Raw genomic sequence first — 19,387 nt, 5'->3', positions numbered from 1 at the left:
CGCCGGCCTCATCGGTACTCCGAGAGCCTGCGCCCGATGCCCAGCACCGCGCCCGCCGCGGCGAGCACGGCCAGCACGGCGGCGCCGACGGGCAGCCCGGTCATCGCGTCCAGACCTCCCCTGGCAGCCTGCTCGAACTCCCTCTTCTCATGCCCGAGCGCCGTGTTCAGGTTCTCGTCGACCTTGTCGAAGCACTCGCCCGTCGGCTTGTCGCCCGCCCGGCAGTCCGATGTCGCCCTGCCGCCGATCACCTGGTCGAGGGCGCACTGGTACTTGCCCTCCTCGTCGGCCGTACGGGCGCTGCGGTGCCGGTCCTGCCACACCTCCATGTTGGCGAGGGCGGCCTTCACGGGCTGTGCGCCCTTGTCGTCGTCGGCGAGCTTCCCGGCGGTGGCCAGCTGCGAGGCGAGCGCCTTCATGTCCTGGCCGAACCGGTGGTCGAACTTGTCGACGGAGACGTCCTTCTTGATCTCCAGGGTCTCCGCGCCCCGGCTGATCAGCGTCAGGTTCTCGTTGCCACGGGCCTTCAGGGAGGCGATACGGGCGTCGTTCAGCACGGTCAGGGACCGGACGCCGTGGTCGTAGGAGTCGTTCAGACCGGAGCGGGCGAGGGTGTGGCCGGCGACCAGCCACAGCAGGACGACCGTGGAGGCGGCCGTCGCCGCGACCAGGCCGTGGTTCAACACCCGGTTGGTGTGCAGGTAGTTGCGGCGCTGCGCCCAGACGAGGGCGCCGAGGGCGACGACACCGAGGGCGATCGCGGCCCACGGGTAGGACGTCGCGTCGGAGTAGTCGTCGCGCAGCCGCCGGTTCTCGTTGTCGTAGATCTTCTGGGCCTTCGGCAGCATCTGGTCCTGCATGATGCTGTTGGCGTACCGCAGATACGCGCCGCCCAGCGGGTAGCCCAGCCGGTTGTTGGCGCGGGCCCGCTCGATCAGGCCCTTGTACTTCGGCAGCAGGGCGTTGAGTTCGGCGACGCGCTTCCAGGACTGGGAGCCGGGTTCCGAGGCAGCGGCGGCGGTGGCCAGGCCGTCGGCGGCCTCACCGATCTCGCGCTCGTATCTCGTGCGGGACTCCGGTGTCTCCTGACCGCCCGCGAGGAAGCCGCTGGAGGCCGCCGTGTTGGCGTCGGCGAGGGAGCTGTAGACACCGGCCGCGGCGGAGCTGAGGGGCTGGCTGCTCGTCAGGACGTCGTCGCCGGCCGTCGCTCGGTCGTTCATCTGCCAGGCGGTCACCGAGCCGAAGGCGACGACGAGCAGGGCGAGCACGGCACCGATGATGCGCAGCCGGCCGGGCTCGGTCGTCGCGGCGGCGCGCAGTTGGTCGAGCCCCTCGGCGAACGCGGTGCGGCGGGGCGGGTCGCCGTCCGGGGCGGGGGACGGCAGGGGGGACCTGGAGGCGGGCGTGGCCTGGGGCGGCACAGAGGGGCTCGCGCCCGGGCCCGCGGGCGGTGCCGGCGGTGGCGCGCTGCCCTTCGGCGTGTATGTCACCTGACCTCCCCCTGGTCATCCGTCCGTCACGTCCGCCCGGTACACGGGCAGAGGTGCACGGCCGCAAGTATCGCCGCCGGGACTGACATCCGCACAGGCCTTGACTCGATCTTGTTCCCCGATCGTGTCTTGGATGCTGCGCGGGGCGAAATCCTGCGTGACGGAAGGCTTCCCGCACCACCCCCTGCCCATGAATACGCCTGCCGGGTGGGTTCGGTTCCCTCGCACGTCGCACGTGTTCGAGGAGGGGGTGCGGGAGTGACTCAAGGGGCTTCGAAACGGGCCCGCACGCGCGCGTGCACCTCTTCGGCCGCGCCCAGCCGGTCCAGGCCCAGCAGCGCGGCGCCCAGCACGGGGGCGGCCGTGACCACGTGGGGGACCGCCTTGGGCGCGGAGGCGGAGAGCAGGTCCCGGACGCGGCTGTCGAGGCGGGGATGGCGGGCGGCGAGGACGCCGCCGCCGAGGAGGACGGGGGTCTCCTCGCTCAGCAGGTCCAGCCGGGTCAGCGCCACCGTGGCCATCGACACCACCTCCTCGGCCAGCCGGTCGACCAGGGAACCGGCGACCGGGTCGCCGGCCGTCGCCGTGGCGAAGAGGACCGGCGTCAGTTCATGACGGCGGTGCTGCGGGATCCGCCCCAGGTGGAGGGCCTCGATCAGGGCGTGCACGGAGTCCAGGCCGAAGTGCGCCGGCAGGGTGCGGGCCAGCGCGGTCGGGCCGCCCCGGCCGTCCTCCGCGCGGGCCGCGTGCCACATCGCCTCCTCGGCGAGGCCCCAACCGCCGCCCCAGTCACCGGAGATGCGGCCGAGGGCGGGGAAGCGGGCGGTGCGGCCGTCGGGGCGCATGCCGACGCAGTTGATGCCGGCGCCGCACACCACGGCCACGCCGCGTGGTTCGGCCACGCCGGCCCGCAGGATCGCGAACGTGTCGTTGCGGACCTCCACGGACGCGCCCCACGCGCGCGTGTGCAGCGCGGCCGCCAAGCGCTCCTCCTCGACGGGGAAGTCCGCGTTGGCGAGACAGGCCGACACATGGTCGACCGTCGTGACCCCGGCCCCGGCGAACGCCTCCCGCACCACCTCCGCGAGGGCGTCCACGGCCGCGGTCACCCCCTCGGTCGGCGGCTGGAACCCGCCCCCGCGAGCCGCCCCCAGTACCTCACCGTCGGCCCCGATCACCGCGACATCGGTCTTGCTGTTCCCGGCGTCGACGGCGAGCACCGCGGCCCGCTCCCGCCCCCGCCCCCGTCCCCGGGCGACAGCGGCACCGCCGACGGGGCTCGCGCCGCCCCCCGTTCCTCCGTCGGTCATGCCCACGTGAGGTGCTCCCGGTTGTGTGCGATCAGCTGGTCGGTGAGGGTGTCGGCATAGGCGTACTGGCCGATCAGCGGGTGGGCCAGCAGGGCGCGGAAAACGCGGTCGCGGCCGCCGCGCAGGGCCGCGTCGAGCGCCAGGTCCTCGTACGCGGTCACGTTCGCCATCAGACCGGCGAACAGCGGGTCCACGGTCGGGACGGGCAGCGGCGTGACACCGTTCGGCCCCACGGCCGCCTGGACCTCGATCACCGCGTCGTCCGGGAGGAAGGGCAGCGTCCCGGCGTTGTACGTGTTCACCACCTGGTACGGGCTGCCGCTGCCGCCCAGCAGGCCCGCCGCCAGGTCCACCGCGGCCTCCGAGTAGTACGCGCCGCCGCGCTTGGCGAGCAGCGCCGGCTTCTCGTCGAGCGCCGGGTCGGCGTACATGTCCAGCAACCGGCGCTCCATGGCGGCGACCTCGGCGGCCCGCGACGGCTTCGTGCGGAGTTCCCGCACGACCTCGTCGTGGGCGTAGTAATAGCGCAGGTAGTAGGAGGGGACGACGCCGAGGCGGTCGAGGAGGGGGCGGGGGAGGCGCAGGTCGGCGGCGATGGTGTCGCCGTGGCCGGTCAGCAGCTTCGGCAGGACGTCCTCGCCGGAGGGCCCGCCGAGCCGTACACCGGTCTCCCAGGTCAGGTGGTTGAGGCCCACATGGTCCAGGTGGACGTCGGCAGGGGAGACGCCCAGGTGCCCGGCGAACTTCCGCTGGAGCCCGATGGCCACATTGCACAGTCCGACCGCCCGGTGCCCGGCGCGCAGCAGCGCGCGGGTCACGATGCCCACGGGGTTGGTGAAGTCGATGATCCAGGCGTCGGGGTTGGCCTGGCGGACCCGTTCGGCGATGTCCAGGACGACCGGGACCGTGCGCAGCGCCTTGGCCAGGCCGCCCGCGCCGGTGGTCTCCTGGCCGACGCAGCCGCACTCCAGCGGCCAGGTCTCGTCCTGTTCCCGGGCGGCCTGCCCGCCGACCCGCAGCTGGAGCAGCACGGCGTCGGCGCCCTCGGCCCCCCGGTCCAGGTCGGCGGTGGTCACGATCCGGCCGTCGTGGCCCTGGCGGGCGAAGATGCGGCGGGCGAGGCCGCCCACCAGTTCCAGGCGCTCCTCGGCCGGGTCGACGAGCACCAGCTCCTCGATCGGCAGGGTGTCGCGGAGCCGGGCGAACCCGTCCACGAGTTCGGGTGTGTAGGTCGACCCTCCGCCGACCACGGTGAGCTTCATATGCGTATCAACCCTTCACTCCGGTCAGGGTGACGCCCTCGACGAACGCCTTCTGGGCGAAGAAGAAGACGAGGATCACGGGGGCCATGACCAGGACGGTCGCGGCCATGGTCAGGTTCCAGTCGGTGTGGTGCGCGCCCTTGAAGGACTCCAGGCCGTAGGACAGGGTCCAGGCGGCCGGGTTCTCGGAGGCGTAGATCTGCGGGCCGAAGTAGTCGTTCCAGGCGTAGAAGAACTGGAAGAGGGCCACGGCCGCGATGCCCGGCTTGGCCATGGGCAGGACCACCCGCAGCAGGGTCCGCAGCTCGCCGCAGCCGTCCACCCGGGCCGCGTCGAGGTACTCGTTCGGGATCGTCGTCAGGAACTGCCGCAGCAGGAAGATCGAGAACGCGTCGCCGAACGCCATGGGGACGATCAGCGGCCAGAGCGAGCCCGACAGGTCCAGCTGCTTGGCCCAGAACAGGTACATCGGGATGACGACCACCTGCGGCGGCAGCATCATCATCGAGATGACCAGCATCAGTGCCAGGTTCCGGCCCCGGAAGCGGAACTTGGCGAGCGCGTACGCCACGGGGACGGACGACACGACGGTGAGGACCGTGCCGAGGCCCGCGTAGAGCAGGGTGTTGCGCCACCAGGTCAGAAAGCCGGGTGTGTCGAGGACCTGCCGGTAGTTGCCCCACTCCCAGGTGTCCGGGACGAGATCGCGGGTGAGGGCCTGCTGGTCGCTCATCAGCGAGGTCAGGACGACGAACACGAAGGGCAGGGTGAAGAAGAGGGCGGTGGCGACGCCGAACGCGTGCACGGCGATCCACTCCAGGACCGCCCGGCGGCGGGCCGCCCGTTCGCTCCCGGAGCCGCCGGAGCGTGCCGTGGAGGCGTCCACGGGGACGGGCTTGTCGAGTACCTGGGACATCAGTCGGCCGCTCCGATCAGTCCGCCCCTGCGCCGCATCAGCAGCGCGGTGAACGCCATGGACAGCGCGAACAGCACGAGCGCGACCACGCAGGCGGCGCCGTAGTCGAAGCGCTGGAAACCGAGGTTGTAGACGAGCTGGGGCAGGGTCAGCGTCGACTTGTCCGGGTACCCCGGCTCGAACTGCTGCCCCGAGCCGCCGATGATCCCGGAGGCCACCTTCCCGGCCACCAGCGGCTGCGTGTAGTACTGCATGGTCTGGATGACGCCCGTGACCACGGCGAACATCACGATCGGCGAGATGTTCGGCAGCGTCACGTACCGGAACCGCTGCCACGCCGAGGTCCCGTCCAGTTCGGCGGCCTCGTACTGCTCCCTCGGCACGTCGAGCAGGGCGGCCATGAAGATGACCATGAGGTCGCCGACCCCCCACAGCGCGAGCGCGGTGAGCGCCGGCTTGGACCAGGCGGGGTCGGTGAACCAGCCCGGGGTCGGCAGCCCGAGGCCGTCGAGGAGGGAGTTGACCGGCCCGGTGCCCGGGTTGAGCAGAAAGACGAAGGCCAGCGTCGCGGCGACCGGCGGGGCGAGGTACGGCAGATAGAACAGGGTCCGGAAGACACCCGTACCGGTCTTGATCTTCGTGATGAGGAGGCCGACGCCGAGGCCGAACACCACCCGGCACGTCACCATCACCAGCACCAGCCAGAGGGTGTTGCGCAGGGCCGGCCAGAACAGCGGGTAGTCCTGGAAGACGTAGGCCCAGTTGCCCGTGCCGCGGAAGACGGGCGTCCCGAAGCCGTCGTACTTCATGAACGAGAAGTACACGGTGGACACCAGCGGATAGGCGAAGAAGACGCCGAACCCGATCAGCCACGGTGCCAGGAAGGCCACCGTCCGAAGCGCCGACCTGCGGCGCTTCGCGCGGAGAGTGTGCGTGGCCATCGGAGGCTACTTCGCCTGCTCGATGTCGGTGTCGATCTGCTTCGCGGTCTTCTGCAGCCCCTCCTGGAGGTTCTTCACCTTGCCGGACTCGTACTGGTAGCCGAAGTCCTGGAGCGTCGTCTGGTACGTCGAGCCGTTGACGGACGCCGGGGGCGTGTTGGAGTCCGGGTGCTGGGCGATGTCCAGGAACGTCTTGAAGCCGGGGTCCGCCTTCAGCTCGGGCGACTTCAGCGCCGCGAAGGTGGACGGCACGTTGTGGATGGCGTTGGCGAAGGAGACCACGGCCTCGGTGTCCGTCGTCAGGTACTTCACCAGCTCCCAGGCCGCGTTCTGCTTCCGGCTCTGCGGGGCGATGCCGATGATCGTGCCGGAGAGGAAGCCCTTGCCGTACTCGTCGACCTCGTCGTCCGCGACGGGCAGGGGCGCGGTGCCGATCTCGAAGTCCACACCGGCCGCCTCGGCCATCCCGAGCCGCCACTCGCCGTCCAGCTGCATGGCCACCTGACCGGTCTGGAAGGGGTGCTTGGCGCCCCACTCGTCGCCGAAGGTGTTCCGGTACCTCTCCAGCTTCTGGAAGCCGCCGAGGGAGTCCACGAGGCCCTTCTGGAACCTGAACATCTCCGCGAACGCCGGGTCCTTGGCGATGTTCGACCTGCCGTCCGCGTCGAAGTACGCGTGGTCCCACTGGGACATGTAGTGGTCCACGACCGTCTCGTAGCCGTGGTAGTTCGGCATGAAGCCGAGTTGGGCGTAGCCGTCGCCCTTGGGCTTCGTCAGCTTCTTCGCGTCCTTCGCGAACTCCGACCACGTCTTCGGCGGGGACTTGATGCCCGCCTTCTCGAACGCGTCCTTGTTGTAGTACAGGCCGTACGCGTCACCGAGCAGCGGCAGGGCGCAGCGGGTGCCCTCGAACTGCGTGTAGTCCAGCATCGGCTTCGGGATGATCTTGTCGAGGTCGAGCTTCGACTTCTCGATGAACGGCTTCAGGTCGAGGAACGCGCCGGACGAACAGAACTTGCCGACGTTGGACGTGGTGAACGACGACACCACGTCGGGCCCCTTCGAACCGCCCGCCCGCAGCGCCTGGTTGAGCTTGTCGTCGTTGATGTTCCCGACGACCTTCACGGTGATGTTCGGGTGCGCCTTCTCGAACCGGTCCACGTTCTCCTGGATCGCCTCGACCTCGGCGGGCGCGCTCCAGCCGTGCCAGAAGGTGATGGTCGTCCTGGCGTCGGGGTCGTCGTTCGCACCGGCCGAGGACTGCCCGGTGCACGCGGTGGCGAGCAGGGCGAGGGAGGCGGTGGCGGCGAGAGCGATCGCCGCGTTCTTGTGTATTCCGGACATGGAGGGGCCTCCTGAGGAAGGAGTGGGCGAGGGGAAGGGTGAAAGGGGGGCGCGGCTCCGCCGCGTGGGCGCGAACCGGCGGCGAGGAGCCATCAGTTGTCGAGCGGCCTCGCAGTAGGCCGGCGGTTGTCCGGCGGCCTCGGAGCCCGCCCGCGGCTGTCGGGCGGGCTCGGGGCCGGCGGAATCAGCGGAGCGTCAACGTGTCGAAGACCTCGTCGCGCGTGGTGGCGAGCGCGCTCTCCAACGCGCCCCGCAGCACGGGGCCTTCGAGCACGTCACCGAGGACGAGCCGGGGCCGGGACGCGGCGAGTTCTCCCAGCTCGGCCTGGACGAGGGCCCGCAACGGCTCACCGCCCGAGGTGAGCGCCGAGCCGCTCAGCACGATCAGCTCGGGATCGAGGACGGACACCAGCGAGGCCAGCCCGGTCGCGACGCTCGTGGCGTACGTCGCCAGGAGGCGCCGGTGCGGACCGGAGTTCACATCGGCGGCCCGCCCCACCAGCTCCGCCGCGACCTCCGCGTAAGGCCCGTCCGGTACCGGGGTGATGCCCAGCTCCCGGGCGAGCCGGGGGATGACCTGCGAACCGGCGAGCTCCTGGAAGCCCCCGCTGTTCGCCTTGGTGACATGACGGACCAGCGGCACACCGGGGACGGGCAGGAAGCCGACCTCCCCGGCGCCCCCGGTGAAGCCCCGGTGCAGCCGCCCGCCGAGGACGACCGCGGCGCCGATGCCGCCCTCGTTCCACAGCAGGACGAAGTCGTCGTGGCCCTTGGCCGCGCCCAGCCGCTGTTCGGCGAGGGCGACGAGGTTCACGTCGTTCTCGTATTCGACCGGCATCGGCAGCGCGGCGGCGATGTCGTCGAGCAGCGCGGCGGAGTGCCAGCCGGGCAGGTGCGAGGCGTAGCGCAGCCGGCCCGTGGTGGGGTCGAAAGCGCCGGGCGTGCCGATGACCAGCCGGCGGACGTCGGACCGTACGAGCCCGGCGGCCTTGACCGCCCCGTCGAGCGCGGCGGCGACCTGGCGTGCGACGGGCTCGGCGGGGCGCCGTCCGGGGGTGGGGACGGCGTGCTCGCCGACCGTGCGGCCGGTGATGTCGGCGACGGCGGCGAGAACGCGCTCGGGGGTGACGTCGAGGCCGGCGGCGTACGCGGCGGTCGGGTTGACCCCGTACAGCTGGGCGTTGGGTCCGGGCCGGCCCGCGCCGGAGCCGCTGTCGCCGGGACCGTCGGTGCCGGTGCCGGTGGCGATGACGAGCCCGGCGGCCTCCAGCCGGGCGAGGAGCTGCGAGGCGGTCGGCTTCGACAGCCCGGTCAGCTTCCCTATCCGGGTCCGCGACAGCGGCCCGTGCTCCAGCAGCAGGTCGAGCGCGGCGCGGTCGTTCATGGCGCGCAGTACGCGAGGGGTTCCAGCCATGGGGAGCGTCACCGCCGAACTATTAGGAAGGTTTCCTATCGGATGTCAGGAAGATAGGACTAGACCAGGGGGGAGTCAATACGGGTCGGACGAAAAAGCCCCCGGGCAACGGAGTCGTTACCTGGGGGCGGGGCCCGCGGTGCGGGAGGGGCGTTACCTGACGTGAGGCGTCACCTGACGTCGACGAAGTCGCCGGAGGACGTCTTGGCCGCGGTCGTCGACGTACCCGCGAACGCGTAGCGGTACGAGCCGTCCTTGGAGGCCTTCACCGTGGTGGACAGGGCGCCGCCGGTGCCGGAGGTCACCGTCTTCACGTCGGTGTAGGACGTGGTGCCGGCCGCCTTGAACTGGAGCGTCACCTTCTGGTCCTTGTAGCCGGTGTAGCCGCGGGTCTCCCAGTTCGCGCGGGTCAGCGCGCCCTTGACGGTCAGGGTCCTGCCCTTGACGACCGGTTCCGGGGCTGCGTTCACGGTGAGCTTCGCGGCGCGCTTGAGCGTGGCGGTGCCGAGGTTGCCCCAGATGTCGAAGCCGTTCTCGAAGCTGATGTGGTCGTCGGAGTCGTCCTCGTCGACGGTCATGTGGCCGTAGACGGCGGCGACGTTCCAGGTGGTGGCGTCCGCGGCGCCCATCAGGTTCTCGCGCGGGTCGACGGTGATCTTCGTCGTGCAGGACTGCGTCACCGTGGTGTCCGTCGCCGCCGTGGTGGTGCAGGCGGGCCGCTTCGTGGAGCCGTCCAGGCCGTTCGCGGGGCTCGCGAGCCGGCCCCGGTACAGGGCGATGCCGAGGAAGTCCGTCTCGTAGTCGATGACGAAATCCGACGGGCGGGTGACGCTGTAGGTGACCGGGACGGTCACCGCGTCCTCGGCACCGACCACGATGGGCTTGCCGTTGTTCACCGTGACGGCGCCGAAGCTCAGGTTCGGCGAGTCCGCCAGCGCGGAGGGCGCGGCGAGGCCGGTGAGAGCCAGGGAGCCGGCGACGACGGCACCTATGGCGAGCTTTCGCATGAATTCCCCACATTCGAAACGGGCCCCCGGGCATTGCGCTCCAGAACAAGGGCCCGCTGTTGGGGTGACACTAAACGATCACCGATGTGCGGGGAATACGGGGCAGCTGTGAAAACGGCGCCAAAACGCCTGGTCAGGTGGGAGTGAGTGTTCCGGATGAGGCGTCCGGGCGGCCATGTGCCGGACGCCCCTCGGCCGGCTGTCCGGCGGGGGCGTCCGGCGATGCGAAGGCCCGGACCGTCAGGCGGAGATGCCGTCGATCCGGGCCAGAGCGTCGTCCGCGCCGTACGGCTGGAGGTAGGGCAGCCAGCGCGGGTCCCTATGGCCGGTCCCGATGATGCGCCAGGCCAGACCGGTGGGCGGAGCGGGTTTGTGGCGCAGCCGCCAGCCGATCTCGACGAGATGACGGTCGGCCTTGACGTGATTGCAACGACGGCAGGACGCGACGACGTTGTCCCAGACGTGCTTGCCCCCGCGGCTGCGCGGGATGACGTGGTCGACGCTGGTTGCGACGCCACCGCAGTACATGCACCGGCCCCCGTCACGCGCGAACAGCGCCCGACGGGTCAGAGGAACGGGCCCCCGATAGGGAACCCGGACGAATCGCTTGAGCCGGACCACGCTGGGTGCGGGGACTGTGACGGTCGCGCTGTGCATGAAGGCGCCGGATTCCTCCAGGGAGACGGCCTTGTTCTCCAGGACGAGGACGAGCGCGCGGCGGAGCGGTACGACGCCGAGCGGCTCGTACGACGCGTTGAGGACCAGGACATGCGGCACGGATGCCTCCTTGTACGCCGGCGGCGCGTGGCTCGCGCCGTGGACGATCCGTAGTCAGTCTCCCCTCAGGCCTGGTGGAAGCGCCACCATGTCCCGGTAACGGGCTGGGAGTGTTTTCGACCACACCTTGATTCATCCCCCGCTGCGTGCGCCCTTCACTCCCTGGTGAGCGCCCTGTCTCCCTCGAACATCGCTACGACCTCCACACAATGCCCCGTTAGTGTGGTGGGTCTGCCCCTCCGGTGACCTTTCCGTGACCTGATCGATCTTGACCGCCGTACCGGGGGGCGGATAACGCACCTGGAGGTACCCGCCGTGTCGCCCGTTTCGTCCCTGCCCCTCCTACTGGCCGCCGCGTCGCCGTCGCCGTCGCCCTCGGAGACGCCGACGACACCCGCGGTGCCCACCCTGGAGGACGCTCAGGAGAGCGCGACCAACGCCGCCAGCTGGGTGGAGGAGAACTGGTCCACATGGCTGGCCATCGGTCTGCGCGTGCTGCTGATCGTGCTGATCGCGGCGGTGCTGAGAGTGGTGGTCCGACGGGCGATCACCAAGCTCATCGACCGGATGAACCGCTCCGTGCCGGCCACCGAGGGCTCCACCCTCGGCGGGCTGCTGGTCAACGTCGAGCGCCGCCGCCAGCGCTCCCAGGCCATCGGCTCGGTCCTGCGCTCCGTGGCGTCCTTCCTGATCCTGGGCACGGCCGCCCTGATGGTCCTCGCCACGTTCGAGATCAACCTCGCCCCGCTGCTGGCCTCCGCCGGTGTCGCGGGCGTCGCGATCGGTTTCGGCGCCCGGAACCTGGTCACGGACTTCCTCTCCGGAGTCTTCATGATCCTGGAGGACCAGTACGGCGTCGGTGACACCGTCGACGCGGGCGTCGCCTCCGGCGAGGTCATCGAGGTCGGCCTGCGCGTCACCAAGCTCCGCGGCGACCAGGGCGAGATCTGGTACGTCCGCAACGGCGAGGTCAAGCGCATCGGCAACCTCTCCCAGGGCTGGGCCACCGCCGGGGTCGACGTCACCGTCCGTGCCGACGAGGACCTCGACAGGGTCCGCCGCACGCTCATGGAGGTCGGCGAGACCATGAGCAAGGAAGAGCCCTGGAACGAGCTGCTGTGGGGCCCGATCGAGGTGCTGGGCCTGGACGACGTCCTGCTGGAGTCGATGGTCGTCCGCGTCTCCGCCAAGACCATGCCCGGCAAGGCCCTCACCATCGAGCGCGAGCTGCGCTGGCGCATCAAGAAGGCCTTCGACGCCGCCGACATCCGCATCGTCGGCGGCATACCCGCGCAGCCCGACGGCCCGGCCGACGATCCCGCGGCCGCCGTCTCGCCCCCGTCGGTGTACGCCAACTCGACTTCCCCGCAGTCGGAGCGGGCCACGCCGATCACGCCGTCGGGCGTGCCGACGAAGTAGGGCGCGCGGTGCGCCGCCGCCGCGCGGCACGCGCCCGCTCGCACACGACCGTGGGGGCGCTCGGATCTCTCCGGGCGCCCCCACGGTCGTTCCGCGACCCGGGAGTACCTCCGTACCCCCGGAACGCCCTGCGCTACGCGTACCGCAGCTCGGCCGGCCGCACCGACCGGCGCAGCAGCGGCAGCGACGTGGCCGCCGCCAGCACACAGGCGCCGAACACCACCACGGGGACCAGCAGCGCCTCGAACGGCAGGACCGAGCCGCCGCCCAGGACCATGGCGTAGGTGAAGGCGATGCCCGTGCCGCCGGCCCCGGCCACCAGCAACGACGGCAGCAGCGGCAGCGCCGTCTCCAGGAGCAGCGCGCGCCGCAGCACCTCGTACGGCACCCCTGCCGCGACCTGCGCGGCGAGTCCCCGGCGTCGGGTGGCGAGCGACTCGGCGGTGCCGACGGCCAGCGCGAAGAGGGTGATGACGAAGCCGACGAGGATCGCGGCGGCGGTGAGGTTCAGGCCGGCGAGGTAGAAGCCGTCCGGCCGCGCCAGGTGGACGGGCTCGGCCATCGTCGCCACCAGTACCGCCCGCACCCCGAGGAACCCGCTGCCGGCCACGGTCCCCATCAGGACGGCCGCGTGGGTGCGGGCCGCCGCCCACGGGTCCTGGCGGAGCCGCTCGGCGGCGATCAGGGCCGCCGGGTCTCCCGTGCGGCCGGAGAGCAGCCTGCCGGTGAGCCTCGAGACGCCGCCCGAGAACAGCACGGCGCCCGCGCCCACCGCGAGCAGTGCCCCGCACACCGTGAGCGGCGCGGGGCTGAACGTGTGGTCGGGCATGTTCATGTTCGTGGCGGCGACGGCGGCGAGCGCCACGAGCACCAGCAGCGCCATCGCCCCGAGGAACACCCACTGCGGGCCGCGGCCCGTGCTCGGCCCCACCCGCCGGACCCAGCCCAGCGGCGAGGCCACCACACGGCGCAGCGCCAGCGCGCTCACCAGCGCCCCCAGGGCGGGCACCCCCAGCGACACCAGGGCGATCCCCGCCCAGGCGAGAGCGGACGGGCTGTGCCACTCACGCAGCAGGAACAGCACGAAGAAGACGGTGACGACCAGCGAGCCGATCAGGCACGCGATCCCGGTCTCCAGCGCCGCGATCCGGCGCACCTGCCCCACCGGCGCCCCGGCCAGCCGCAGCCCGGCCAGCCGCCGGTCACGGTGCACGGCGCCCACACGGGCGCACTGGCCGAGGAAGCCCAGTACCGGCACCAGCAGGAGCAGCAGGGTGAGGATCACCCCGGAACGCTCGCCGGGGTTGTCCAGCAGGCCGTCGCCCACCGGAAGCCGGTAGCGGCCCTGGAGCGAGGCCAGCACGGTCGCCGCCAGCCCGAAACCCGTCGCCAGCGCGGCGCCCAGGGCGGTCAGCGTGACCCGCCACCACTCCCGGCGGTCCGAGCCCCGCGTCAGCAGGTAGGCGAGGCGGACGTCGTTCGCGAGGGACTTCAACGCGACACCCCCAGCGGCGCCTCGGCCCCGGAGACCACGACGCCGTCCTCCAGCGTGACCTCGCGGTCCGCGTACGCCGCGGTCTGCGCGTCATGCGTGATCAGCAGCACCGACGTACCGGACTCCCGGGCCGTGTGCACCAGCGCCGCCATCACCTGCTCGCTCGCCAGCGAGTCCAGCGCCCCGGTCGGCTCGTCCGCGAACACCACCCTCGGCCCCGTCACCAGGGCCCGCGCCAGCGACACCCGCTGGGCCTGGCCCCCGCTCAGCTCGCCGGGCCGCTGCTCCTCCTGGCCGCGGACACCGAACCGCTCCAGCCACTCACCGGCCCGCGCCCGCGCCTCGCCGCGGCCGGTACCGGCCAGCAGCAGCGGCAGCGCCACGTTGTCGACGGCGGTCAGCTCCGGGATCAGCTGCCCGAACTGGAAGACGACCCCGAAGTCGGTCCGGCGCAGCTCGCTGAGCCGCTTCTCAGGCAGCTGGTCCAGCCGCTCGCCGGTGTACGTCACCGATCCCTCGTCCGGCCGCGCTATACCGGCCAGGCAGTGCAGCAACGTGGACTTGCCGCTGCCGCTGGCCCCGGTGACGGCGAGGATCTCGCCCTCCCGCAGCTCCAGTGAGGCGCCCCGCAGCGCCCGCGTCCTGCCGTGCGCCTTGACGAGGCCGCGGGCCGCCAGGAGCGGCACGGCGGCCGGGTGGTTCTCGGTCATGCTGGGTCGACCTCCGCGGTCAGATGGGTCAGCCGGGCCGCCGTGGTGTTCATCCAGCGGAGGTCGGCGTCGAGGTGGTTGAGGGCGTAGTCCGCCGAGAGCACGGTCGACAGGTCGGCACCCGGCGCGGTCTTCAGGGCCGTCAGCTCCCGCATCCGGTCCATGTGGGCGGTGCGCTGCGCCCGGAGGTAGGCGGCCGGGTCGCCGTCGGCGAGGATCGACACGACGAGCTTGGCGAAGATCTCGTTCGTCACGAACGGCGCGGGCGGCGCGATCCCGCCGGCCCACTCGGCCAGCTCGCGCGCCCCCTCCTCCGTCGAGCGGTACACGGTCCGCTCCGGGCCGCTGTCCGCCTCGGTGGTGTCGACCTCGGCGAGTCCGTCGCGGACCAGCCGCTGGAGGGTCGTGTAGACCTGGCCGTAGGCCAGCGGGCGGGCCTGCGGGAAGCGTTCGTCGTGCCGTCGCTTGAGGTCGTAGCCATGGCTCGGCCCCCTGGCGAGCAGCCCCAACAGGATGTGACGGGTGCTCATGGAGATCAGTATGCACTGAGTACATGTACTGAGTGCATAGTGGGTCGCGGGAATCCGCCGTCCAGTCAATCCGGCGTGACCCGGGCCACGATGTCCGCCCCGCCACGTCTGCGACGGCGTCCACGGGGTAGGGCTGGAGTACCCCGGACCCGCACATCCACCGTCGTACGACGACAAGGAGGCCCCCGTGGCCGCACCGGTACATCTTCCGACCCAGACCCGATCCAAACGCGTGTTCGGCGAGCCTCACCGGCTCGTCGAACCCCATGTCTGCGTGTTCAGCGCGGAGGGCCCCTGCGCCGAGGCGCCGCTGACCAGCGAGCCGCCGCTCCCGGACGCGGCACCCCTCACCAGCGAGCCGCCCCTCGCGGACGCGGCACCCCTCACCAGCGAACCAACGTCCAGCGGCGCCGCATCGGGGGTCTAGATGCCACCACGCCCGGCCGACCCGGGAGAACCACCAGCGTCCGACGCCCTCGCGGAGCCGTCGGGGACGACCCCGCTGGCGCGGCTCGCCGCCTCCTACGGGGTCGCCACCTCCTACCGCCCCTCACCGGACCGCACGGTCGCCGCCACGGACGGCGCGGTCGTCGCCGCCCTCGCGGCGCTCGATGTGGACGCCGGCACACCCCAGGCCGTCGACGCGGCCCTCGCGGCACGCGAGGAGCGGCTGGCCGCCCGCCTGCTGCCGCCGACGCTGGTGCACTGGGCCGGCGGCGAGCCACCGGCCGCCCTGACCGCCCTCCCGGACGGCACCCGGCTGCGCGTGCGGACCGAGCAGGGCGAGACCCTCGACACCGACCGGGACGGCCTGCGCACCGCCGTCCAGGACCTGCCGGCCGGGGTGCACACCCTCGGCGCCACCACCCCGGACGGCCGCACCGCCGACGCCCACCTCGTCGTCGCCCCGCCCCGCCTCCCCGCCCCGCCCGGCCGCACCCACGGCCTCCTGGTCCAGCTCTACTCCCTGCTCTCCCGGCGCAGCTGGGGCATGGGCGACCTCGGCGACCTCGCGGAGCTGACCGCCTGGGCCGGCCGCGCCCTCGGCGCCGGATTCGTCCAGGTCAACCCGCTGCACGCGGCCGTACCCGGCGCCCCCACCGACCCCTCCCCGTACCGCCCCTCCTCGCGCCGCTACCCCGACCCGGTCCATCTGCGCGTCGAGGACATCCCCGAGTACCCCTACGCCCTCGCCGACGACGACGGCGACGTCCTGCGCACCCTCCCGGAACGCGCCGCACGGCTGCGCGAGTCCGTGCTCGACAAGGGCGAGCTGATCGACCGCGACGCCGTGTGGGAACTCAAACGGCAGGCCCTGGAACGGGTGCGCGCCGTCCCGCTCGGCCCCGGCCGACTGGCCGCCTACTGGGACTTCCTCGCCGAGGAGGGCGAGGCACTGGAGGACCACGCCACGTGGTGCGCCCTCGCGGAGGTGTACGGCTCCGACTGGCACCGGTGGCCCGCGGGCCTGCGCGACCCGCGCTCCGCCGAGACCGCCCGGGCCCGCGCCGAGCTGATGGACCGCGTCGACTTCCACACCCGGCTCGCCTGGCTCACCGACGCCCAGCTCGGCACCGCCCAGCGCTCGGCGCGCGATGCCGGCATGCCCATCGGCCTCGTGCACGACCTCGCCGTCGGCGTCCATCCCGGCGGGGCCGACGCCTGGGCCCAGCAGCGGTACGTCGCGGCCGGCATGTCCATCGGCGCGCCCCCCGACGCGTTCAACTCCCGCGGCCAGGACTGGGGTCTGCCGCCCTGGCGCCCCGATCGTCTCGCGGAGTCCGGCTACGCCCCCTACCGCCGCCTCCTGCGCGCCCTCCTGCGCCACGCGGGCGCCCTGCGCATCGACCACGTCATGGGTCTGTTCCGCCTGTGGTGGGTCCCGCAGGGCAGGCCGCCGACGGAGGGCACGTACGTCCGCTACGACGCCGACGCCATGCTCGCGATCCTCGTCCTGGAGGCGGCCCGCGCCGGGGCGCTGGTGATCGGCGAGGACCTCGGCACCGTCGAGCCGGGCGTACGGGAGGCGCTCGACGAGCGGGGCGTGCTGGGCACGTCCGTGCTGTGGTTCGAGCGGGACTGGGAGGGCGGCGGACGTCCGCTGCCGCCCGAGCGGTGGCGGGCGAACTGCCTGGCCACGGCCACCACGCACGACCTCCCGCCGACCGCGTCCCGGCTCACCGGGGACCACGTCGACCTCCGCCACCGGCTCGGCCTGCTGACCCGGCCCCTGGCCGAGGAGCGGGCCGAGGCCGCCGCCGACGCGAGCGAGTGGCTGGCGGTCCTGCGGAGACTGGGCCTGCTGAACGGGGCGAGCGGGGGTCTGTCGGTGGTCTCCGAGGAGGCCGAGATCCAGGCCGTCCACCGGTTCCTGCTGCGGACCCCGGCCCGGATGATCGGCCTCTGGCTCCCCGACGCGGTGGGGGACCGCCGGCCGCAGAACCTGCCCGGCACGTGGGACCAGTATCCGAACTGGCGCCTGCCGATCGCTGACGCGGCGGGCCGGCCGGTGACCCTGGAGGACCTGGCGGCGTCCCCCCGGCTGCGGGCGCTGGTGGAGGTGTTGCGGGGAGAGGGTGGGGGCGCCCGGTAGCTCGGGGGTACGTGTGGTCTGGGCGGGCGCGGGTCCGTTGTGGTTTCTCGCGCACTTCCCCGCGCGGGGAACTGCGCGACCAGCCCCCGCCCACCCGCACCCGCCGACGCGCCCCACCCCACCCCCGCCCGCGCACTCCTCCGCCGCGTTAGATACGTTGGCCCCGTGGACAAGAAGAACGCCCTGCGCGCCGGCGCCCTGGCCGCCGGTACGACGCTGATGATGTTGCTCATGTCGTCCCCCGCGCTCGCGCTGACGCCCGACGACGGAGACGACCCGGGTCCGGGCCTCAGTGTGATCGAGACGCTCGGCCTCTTCGTCGTGGCGCCGATCGCGCTGTTCGCGCTGATCGCCGGCCTGGTGATGGTCCTTGACCGGTCGACCGACCGCGAGCCCAAGGCCAAGGCGAAGGCCTAGCCCCCACTGACGACGCTCCGCCGAGGGCACCCTCCGCACACCCGTGCGCCGAGGGTGCCCTCGGCGTGTTCCCGGCCGTTCCCGCCGGGGCCCAGCGCGTCACGAGCCCGTGCCCACCACGAGTGTGCGCAGGAGGTCGGCCAGTTGGCCGGCCTGTTCCTCGTCCAGGTGGGCGAGCGCCTCCGTCTGGACGGCGAGCCCCGCGGACACCGCCTCGTCGACCACCCGCAGGCCCTCCTCCGTGAGGGTGACCTGCAGGGCGCGGCGGTCGTGCGGGTCGGGTGAACGGCGCAGCAGACCCGCCCGTTCGAGCTTGTCGAGGCGGCCGGTCATCCCGCCGGTGGTGAGCATGAGGGTCCCCGAGAGCTGACGGGGCGAGAGGGTGTACGGCTCGCCGGACCGGCGCAGGGTTGCGAGCACGTCGAACTCGCCGCGCGAGATCCCGAACCGCGCGTACGCCTTCTCCATGCGGTCGCCGAGCGTGCGGGACAACCGGTAGACGCGCCCGAAGACCTCCATCGCGGTGGTGTCGAGGTCGGGGCGGACGGCCGCCCACTGCTCGATGATCGCGTCGACGGGGTCGCGCGGGGATGTCTGGGACTCGGGGCGCACTGTCATGGATCGAGTATCGAGGCCTGCGTCGGTCGGTCGCAAGAAAGCGGCTTGACGGAAAGTTGCTTAGCGCTAAGCTAATGGCAAGCAAGATAAAACGGGTGGTGGCCGTCCACCGCCGTCGCGTCACCCCCACCGTCCCCACCCCGCCGAGCGCGAAGGGCGCGTCCCATGACCGCGAACCGCCTCCCCCTCATAGCCCTGACCGCCCTCGCGCCCATCTCCTGGGGCACGACCTACGCCGTCACCACCGAGTTCCTGCCGGCCGACCGGCCCCTGTTCACCGGGCTGATGCGGGCGCTCCCCGCCGGGCTGCTGCTCCTGGCGCTCTCCCGGACACTGCCGCGCGGCGCCTGGTGGGGGAAGGCGGCGGTGCTGGGCGCCCTGAACATCGGCGCGTTCTTCCCGCTGCTGTTCCTCTCCGCGTACCGCCTGCCCGGCGGGATGGCGGCCGTCGTCGGTTCGGTGGGGCCGCTGTTCGTCGCGGGGCTCGCGGCCCTGCTGCTGGGCGAGCGGCCGACCGTACGGACGCTGCTCACCGGGATCGCCGCGGCGCTCGGCGTCAGCCTGGTCGTGCTGAGGGCGGCCGGGGCGCTCGACACGATCGGTGTGCTCGCGGCGCTCGGCTCGACCGCCTCCATGTCGACCGGCGTGGTCCTCACCAAGCGGTGGGGCCGCCCCGAGGGCGTGGGCCCGCTCGCGCTCACCGGCTGGCAGCTGACCGCCGGCGGCCTGCTCATCGCGCCGATCGCCCTCCTCGTGGAGGGCACGCCGCCCGCGCTGGACGGCCGCGCCATCGGCGGCTACCTCTACCTCGCCCTCGCCAACACCGCCGTCTCCTACTGGCTCTGGTTCCGCGGCATCGGCCGCCTCTCCGCCACCCAGGTCACCTTCCTCGGCCCCCTCTCCCCGCTGACCGCCGCCGTCATCGGCTGGGCCGCTCTCGGCCAGGCCCTCACACCCCTCCAGCTCCTCGGGATGGCCATCGCGTTCGCCGCGACCGTGTTCGGCCAGCTCCAGCCGCGCGGCGCCCGGCGACCGCAGAAGCCCGCCGAGCCCGGCGACCGCCCGGCCCCGCTGGTCCGGGACACCACCCGAACGGCCTGAGCGGGACCGGCGCACGACAGGGGCGCCCGGTGGAGACCACCGG

The 19,387-nt window shown here is 72.5% G+C and carries 18 protein-coding genes; 5 read left to right on the top strand and 13 right to left on the bottom strand.

The genetic code is table 11. The features are described 5' to 3' along the window. Positions 1 to 8: 8 nt before the first annotated feature. The 9 genes from ACZ4Z3_RS01720 to ACZ4Z3_RS01680 all read right to left on the bottom strand — a co-directional run bounded on the left by ACZ4Z3_RS01720 (position 9) and on the right by ACZ4Z3_RS01680 (position 10,461). On the bottom strand, positions 9 to 1,490 hold the full coding sequence (locus ACZ4Z3_RS01720; RefSeq protein WP_468499160.1) for a hypothetical protein: 1,482 nt from the start codon (positions 1,488 to 1,490) through the stop codon (positions 9 to 11). 263 nt (positions 1,491 to 1,753) lie between these two features. Continuing rightward, the gene (locus ACZ4Z3_RS01715) at positions 1,754 to 2,710 is read right to left on the bottom strand and encodes an N-acetylglucosamine kinase (protein WP_468499518.1); all 957 of its coding nucleotides are present in this window, start codon (positions 2,708 to 2,710) and stop codon (positions 1,754 to 1,756) included. Between the two features lie 86 nt (positions 2,711 to 2,796). Beyond that, a complete protein-coding gene (locus ACZ4Z3_RS01710; RefSeq protein ID WP_468499159.1) occupies positions 2,797 to 4,062 on the bottom strand; it encodes a 6-phospho-beta-glucosidase in 1,266 nt (421 codons plus the stop codon). 7 nt (positions 4,063 to 4,069) lie between these two features. After that, positions 4,070 to 4,978: a carbohydrate ABC transporter permease gene (locus ACZ4Z3_RS01705; protein ID WP_468499158.1), complete on the bottom strand. Its 909-nt coding sequence runs from the start codon at positions 4,976 to 4,978 to the stop codon at positions 4,070 to 4,072. Then, positions 4,978 to 5,919 carry a carbohydrate ABC transporter permease gene (locus ACZ4Z3_RS01700; RefSeq protein WP_468499157.1) on the bottom strand — a complete coding sequence of 314 codons (942 nt, stop codon included), beginning with the start codon at positions 5,917 to 5,919 and terminating at the stop codon, positions 4,978 to 4,980. The genes ACZ4Z3_RS01705 and ACZ4Z3_RS01700 overlap by 1 nt, the downstream gene beginning before the upstream one ends. 6 nt (positions 5,920 to 5,925) lie before the next feature. After that, positions 5,926 to 7,263, bottom strand: a complete 1,338-nt coding sequence (locus tag ACZ4Z3_RS01695; RefSeq protein WP_468499156.1) for an ABC transporter substrate-binding protein — start codon at positions 7,261 to 7,263, stop codon at positions 5,926 to 5,928. A gap of 184 nt (positions 7,264 to 7,447) precedes the next feature. Beyond that, complete coding sequence (locus tag ACZ4Z3_RS01690) at positions 7,448 to 8,677, bottom strand: ROK family transcriptional regulator (protein ID WP_468499155.1); 1,230 nt, start codon at positions 8,675 to 8,677, stop codon at positions 7,448 to 7,450. Between the two features lie 170 nt (positions 8,678 to 8,847). Next, the gene (locus ACZ4Z3_RS01685; protein WP_468499154.1) at positions 8,848 to 9,684 is read right to left on the bottom strand and encodes a hypothetical protein; all 837 of its coding nucleotides are present in this window, start codon (positions 9,682 to 9,684) and stop codon (positions 8,848 to 8,850) included. Positions 9,685 to 9,924: 240 nt separating this feature from the next. Then, positions 9,925 to 10,461 carry an HNH endonuclease gene (locus ACZ4Z3_RS01680; protein WP_055538384.1) on the bottom strand — a complete coding sequence of 179 codons (537 nt, stop codon included), beginning with the start codon at positions 10,459 to 10,461 and terminating at the stop codon, positions 9,925 to 9,927. Between the two features lie 315 nt (positions 10,462 to 10,776). Between ACZ4Z3_RS01680 and ACZ4Z3_RS01675 the strand changes: the two genes are divergently transcribed. After that, positions 10,777 to 11,880, top strand: coding sequence for a mechanosensitive ion channel family protein (locus tag ACZ4Z3_RS01675; RefSeq protein WP_468499153.1), 1,104 nt, complete (start codon positions 10,777 to 10,779; stop codon positions 11,878 to 11,880). A gap of 133 nt (positions 11,881 to 12,013) precedes the next feature. Here the strand turns inward: ACZ4Z3_RS01675 and ACZ4Z3_RS01670 are convergent, their stop codons facing one another. From ACZ4Z3_RS01670 to ACZ4Z3_RS01660, 3 genes are read right to left on the bottom strand one after another with little or no spacing between them, the layout of a single operon-like run. Then, positions 12,014 to 13,375, bottom strand: coding sequence for an ABC transporter permease (locus tag ACZ4Z3_RS01670; protein ID WP_468499152.1), 1,362 nt, complete (start codon positions 13,373 to 13,375; stop codon positions 12,014 to 12,016). Continuing rightward, the gene (locus tag ACZ4Z3_RS01665; RefSeq protein ID WP_468499151.1) at positions 13,372 to 14,085 is read right to left on the bottom strand and encodes an ABC transporter ATP-binding protein; all 714 of its coding nucleotides are present in this window, start codon (positions 14,083 to 14,085) and stop codon (positions 13,372 to 13,374) included. The genes ACZ4Z3_RS01670 and ACZ4Z3_RS01665 overlap by 4 nt, the downstream gene beginning before the upstream one ends. Continuing rightward, positions 14,082 to 14,615 (bottom strand): PadR family transcriptional regulator, encoded by a 534-nt coding sequence (locus tag ACZ4Z3_RS01660; protein WP_468499150.1) that lies wholly within the window; start codon positions 14,613 to 14,615, stop codon positions 14,082 to 14,084. The genes ACZ4Z3_RS01665 and ACZ4Z3_RS01660 overlap by 4 nt, the downstream gene beginning before the upstream one ends. Positions 14,616 to 14,802: 187 nt before the next feature. Between ACZ4Z3_RS01660 and ACZ4Z3_RS01655 the strand changes: the two genes are divergently transcribed. From ACZ4Z3_RS01655 to ACZ4Z3_RS01645, 3 genes are all read left to right on the top strand, one after another. Continuing rightward, entirely contained in the window at positions 14,803 to 15,042 is a 240-nt protein-coding gene (locus ACZ4Z3_RS01655) for a hypothetical protein (RefSeq protein ID WP_468499149.1), read from the top strand. Continuing rightward, positions 15,043 to 17,208 carry a 4-alpha-glucanotransferase gene (malQ, locus tag ACZ4Z3_RS01650; protein WP_468499148.1) on the top strand — a complete coding sequence of 722 codons (2,166 nt, stop codon included), beginning with the start codon at positions 15,043 to 15,045 and terminating at the stop codon, positions 17,206 to 17,208. It abuts the gene before it with no gap. A 165-nt stretch (positions 17,209 to 17,373) separates the two neighbouring features. Next, positions 17,374 to 17,625 carry a hypothetical protein gene (locus ACZ4Z3_RS01645; RefSeq protein WP_468499147.1) on the top strand — a complete coding sequence of 84 codons (252 nt, stop codon included), beginning with the start codon at positions 17,374 to 17,376 and terminating at the stop codon, positions 17,623 to 17,625. A gap of 99 nt (positions 17,626 to 17,724) precedes the next feature. Here ACZ4Z3_RS01645 and ACZ4Z3_RS01640 read toward each other — a convergent pair whose 3' ends face one another. After that, on the bottom strand, positions 17,725 to 18,243 hold the full coding sequence (locus tag ACZ4Z3_RS01640; RefSeq protein ID WP_468499146.1) for a MarR family winged helix-turn-helix transcriptional regulator: 519 nt from the start codon (positions 18,241 to 18,243) through the stop codon (positions 17,725 to 17,727). 165 nt (positions 18,244 to 18,408) lie between these two features. On the opposite strand from ACZ4Z3_RS01640, the gene ACZ4Z3_RS01635 reads away from it, so the two are divergent. Then, positions 18,409 to 19,344, top strand: coding sequence for an EamA family transporter (locus tag ACZ4Z3_RS01635; RefSeq protein WP_468499145.1), 936 nt, complete (start codon positions 18,409 to 18,411; stop codon positions 19,342 to 19,344). Positions 19,345 to 19,387: the final 43 nt, after the last annotated feature.

Source organism: Streptomyces sp. NPDC030296, assembly GCF_055572815.1.
Note: the sequence above shows the minus strand (reverse complement) of the source record. Positions and strands in the feature narration are given on the sequence as shown.

Bases quoted from the DNA above. Each gene is read 5' to 3' on its own strand.
- ACZ4Z3_RS01710 (WP_468499159.1), bottom strand. From the start codon at position 4,062: ATGAAGCTCACCGTGGTCGGCGGAGGGTCGACCTACACACCCGAACTC.
- ACZ4Z3_RS01705 (WP_468499158.1), bottom strand. From the start codon at position 4,978: ATGTCCCAGGTACTCGACAAGCCCGTCCCCGTGGACGCCTCCACGGCA.
- ACZ4Z3_RS01700 (WP_468499157.1), bottom strand. From the start codon at position 5,919: ATGGCCACGCACACTCTCCGCGCGAAGCGCCGCAGGTCGGCGCTTCGG.
- ACZ4Z3_RS01695 (WP_468499156.1), bottom strand. From the start codon at position 7,263: ATGTCCGGAATACACAAGAACGCGGCGATCGCTCTCGCCGCCACCGCC.
- ACZ4Z3_RS01690 (WP_468499155.1), bottom strand. From the start codon at position 8,677: ATGGCTGGAACCCCTCGCGTACTGCGCGCCATGAACGACCGCGCCGCG.
- ACZ4Z3_RS01685 (WP_468499154.1), bottom strand. From the start codon at position 9,684: ATGCGAAAGCTCGCCATAGGTGCCGTCGTCGCCGGCTCCCTGGCTCTC.
- ACZ4Z3_RS01665 (WP_468499151.1), bottom strand. From the start codon at position 14,085: ATGACCGAGAACCACCCGGCCGCCGTGCCGCTCCTGGCGGCCCGCGGC.
- ACZ4Z3_RS01660 (WP_468499150.1), bottom strand. From the start codon at position 14,615: ATGAGCACCCGTCACATCCTGTTGGGGCTGCTCGCCAGGGGGCCGAGC.
- malQ (WP_468499148.1), top strand. From the start codon at position 15,043: ATGCCACCACGCCCGGCCGACCCGGGAGAACCACCAGCGTCCGACGCC.
- ACZ4Z3_RS01640 (WP_468499146.1), bottom strand. From the start codon at position 18,243: ATGACAGTGCGCCCCGAGTCCCAGACATCCCCGCGCGACCCCGTCGAC.
- ACZ4Z3_RS01635 (WP_468499145.1), top strand. From the start codon at position 18,409: ATGACCGCGAACCGCCTCCCCCTCATAGCCCTGACCGCCCTCGCGCCC.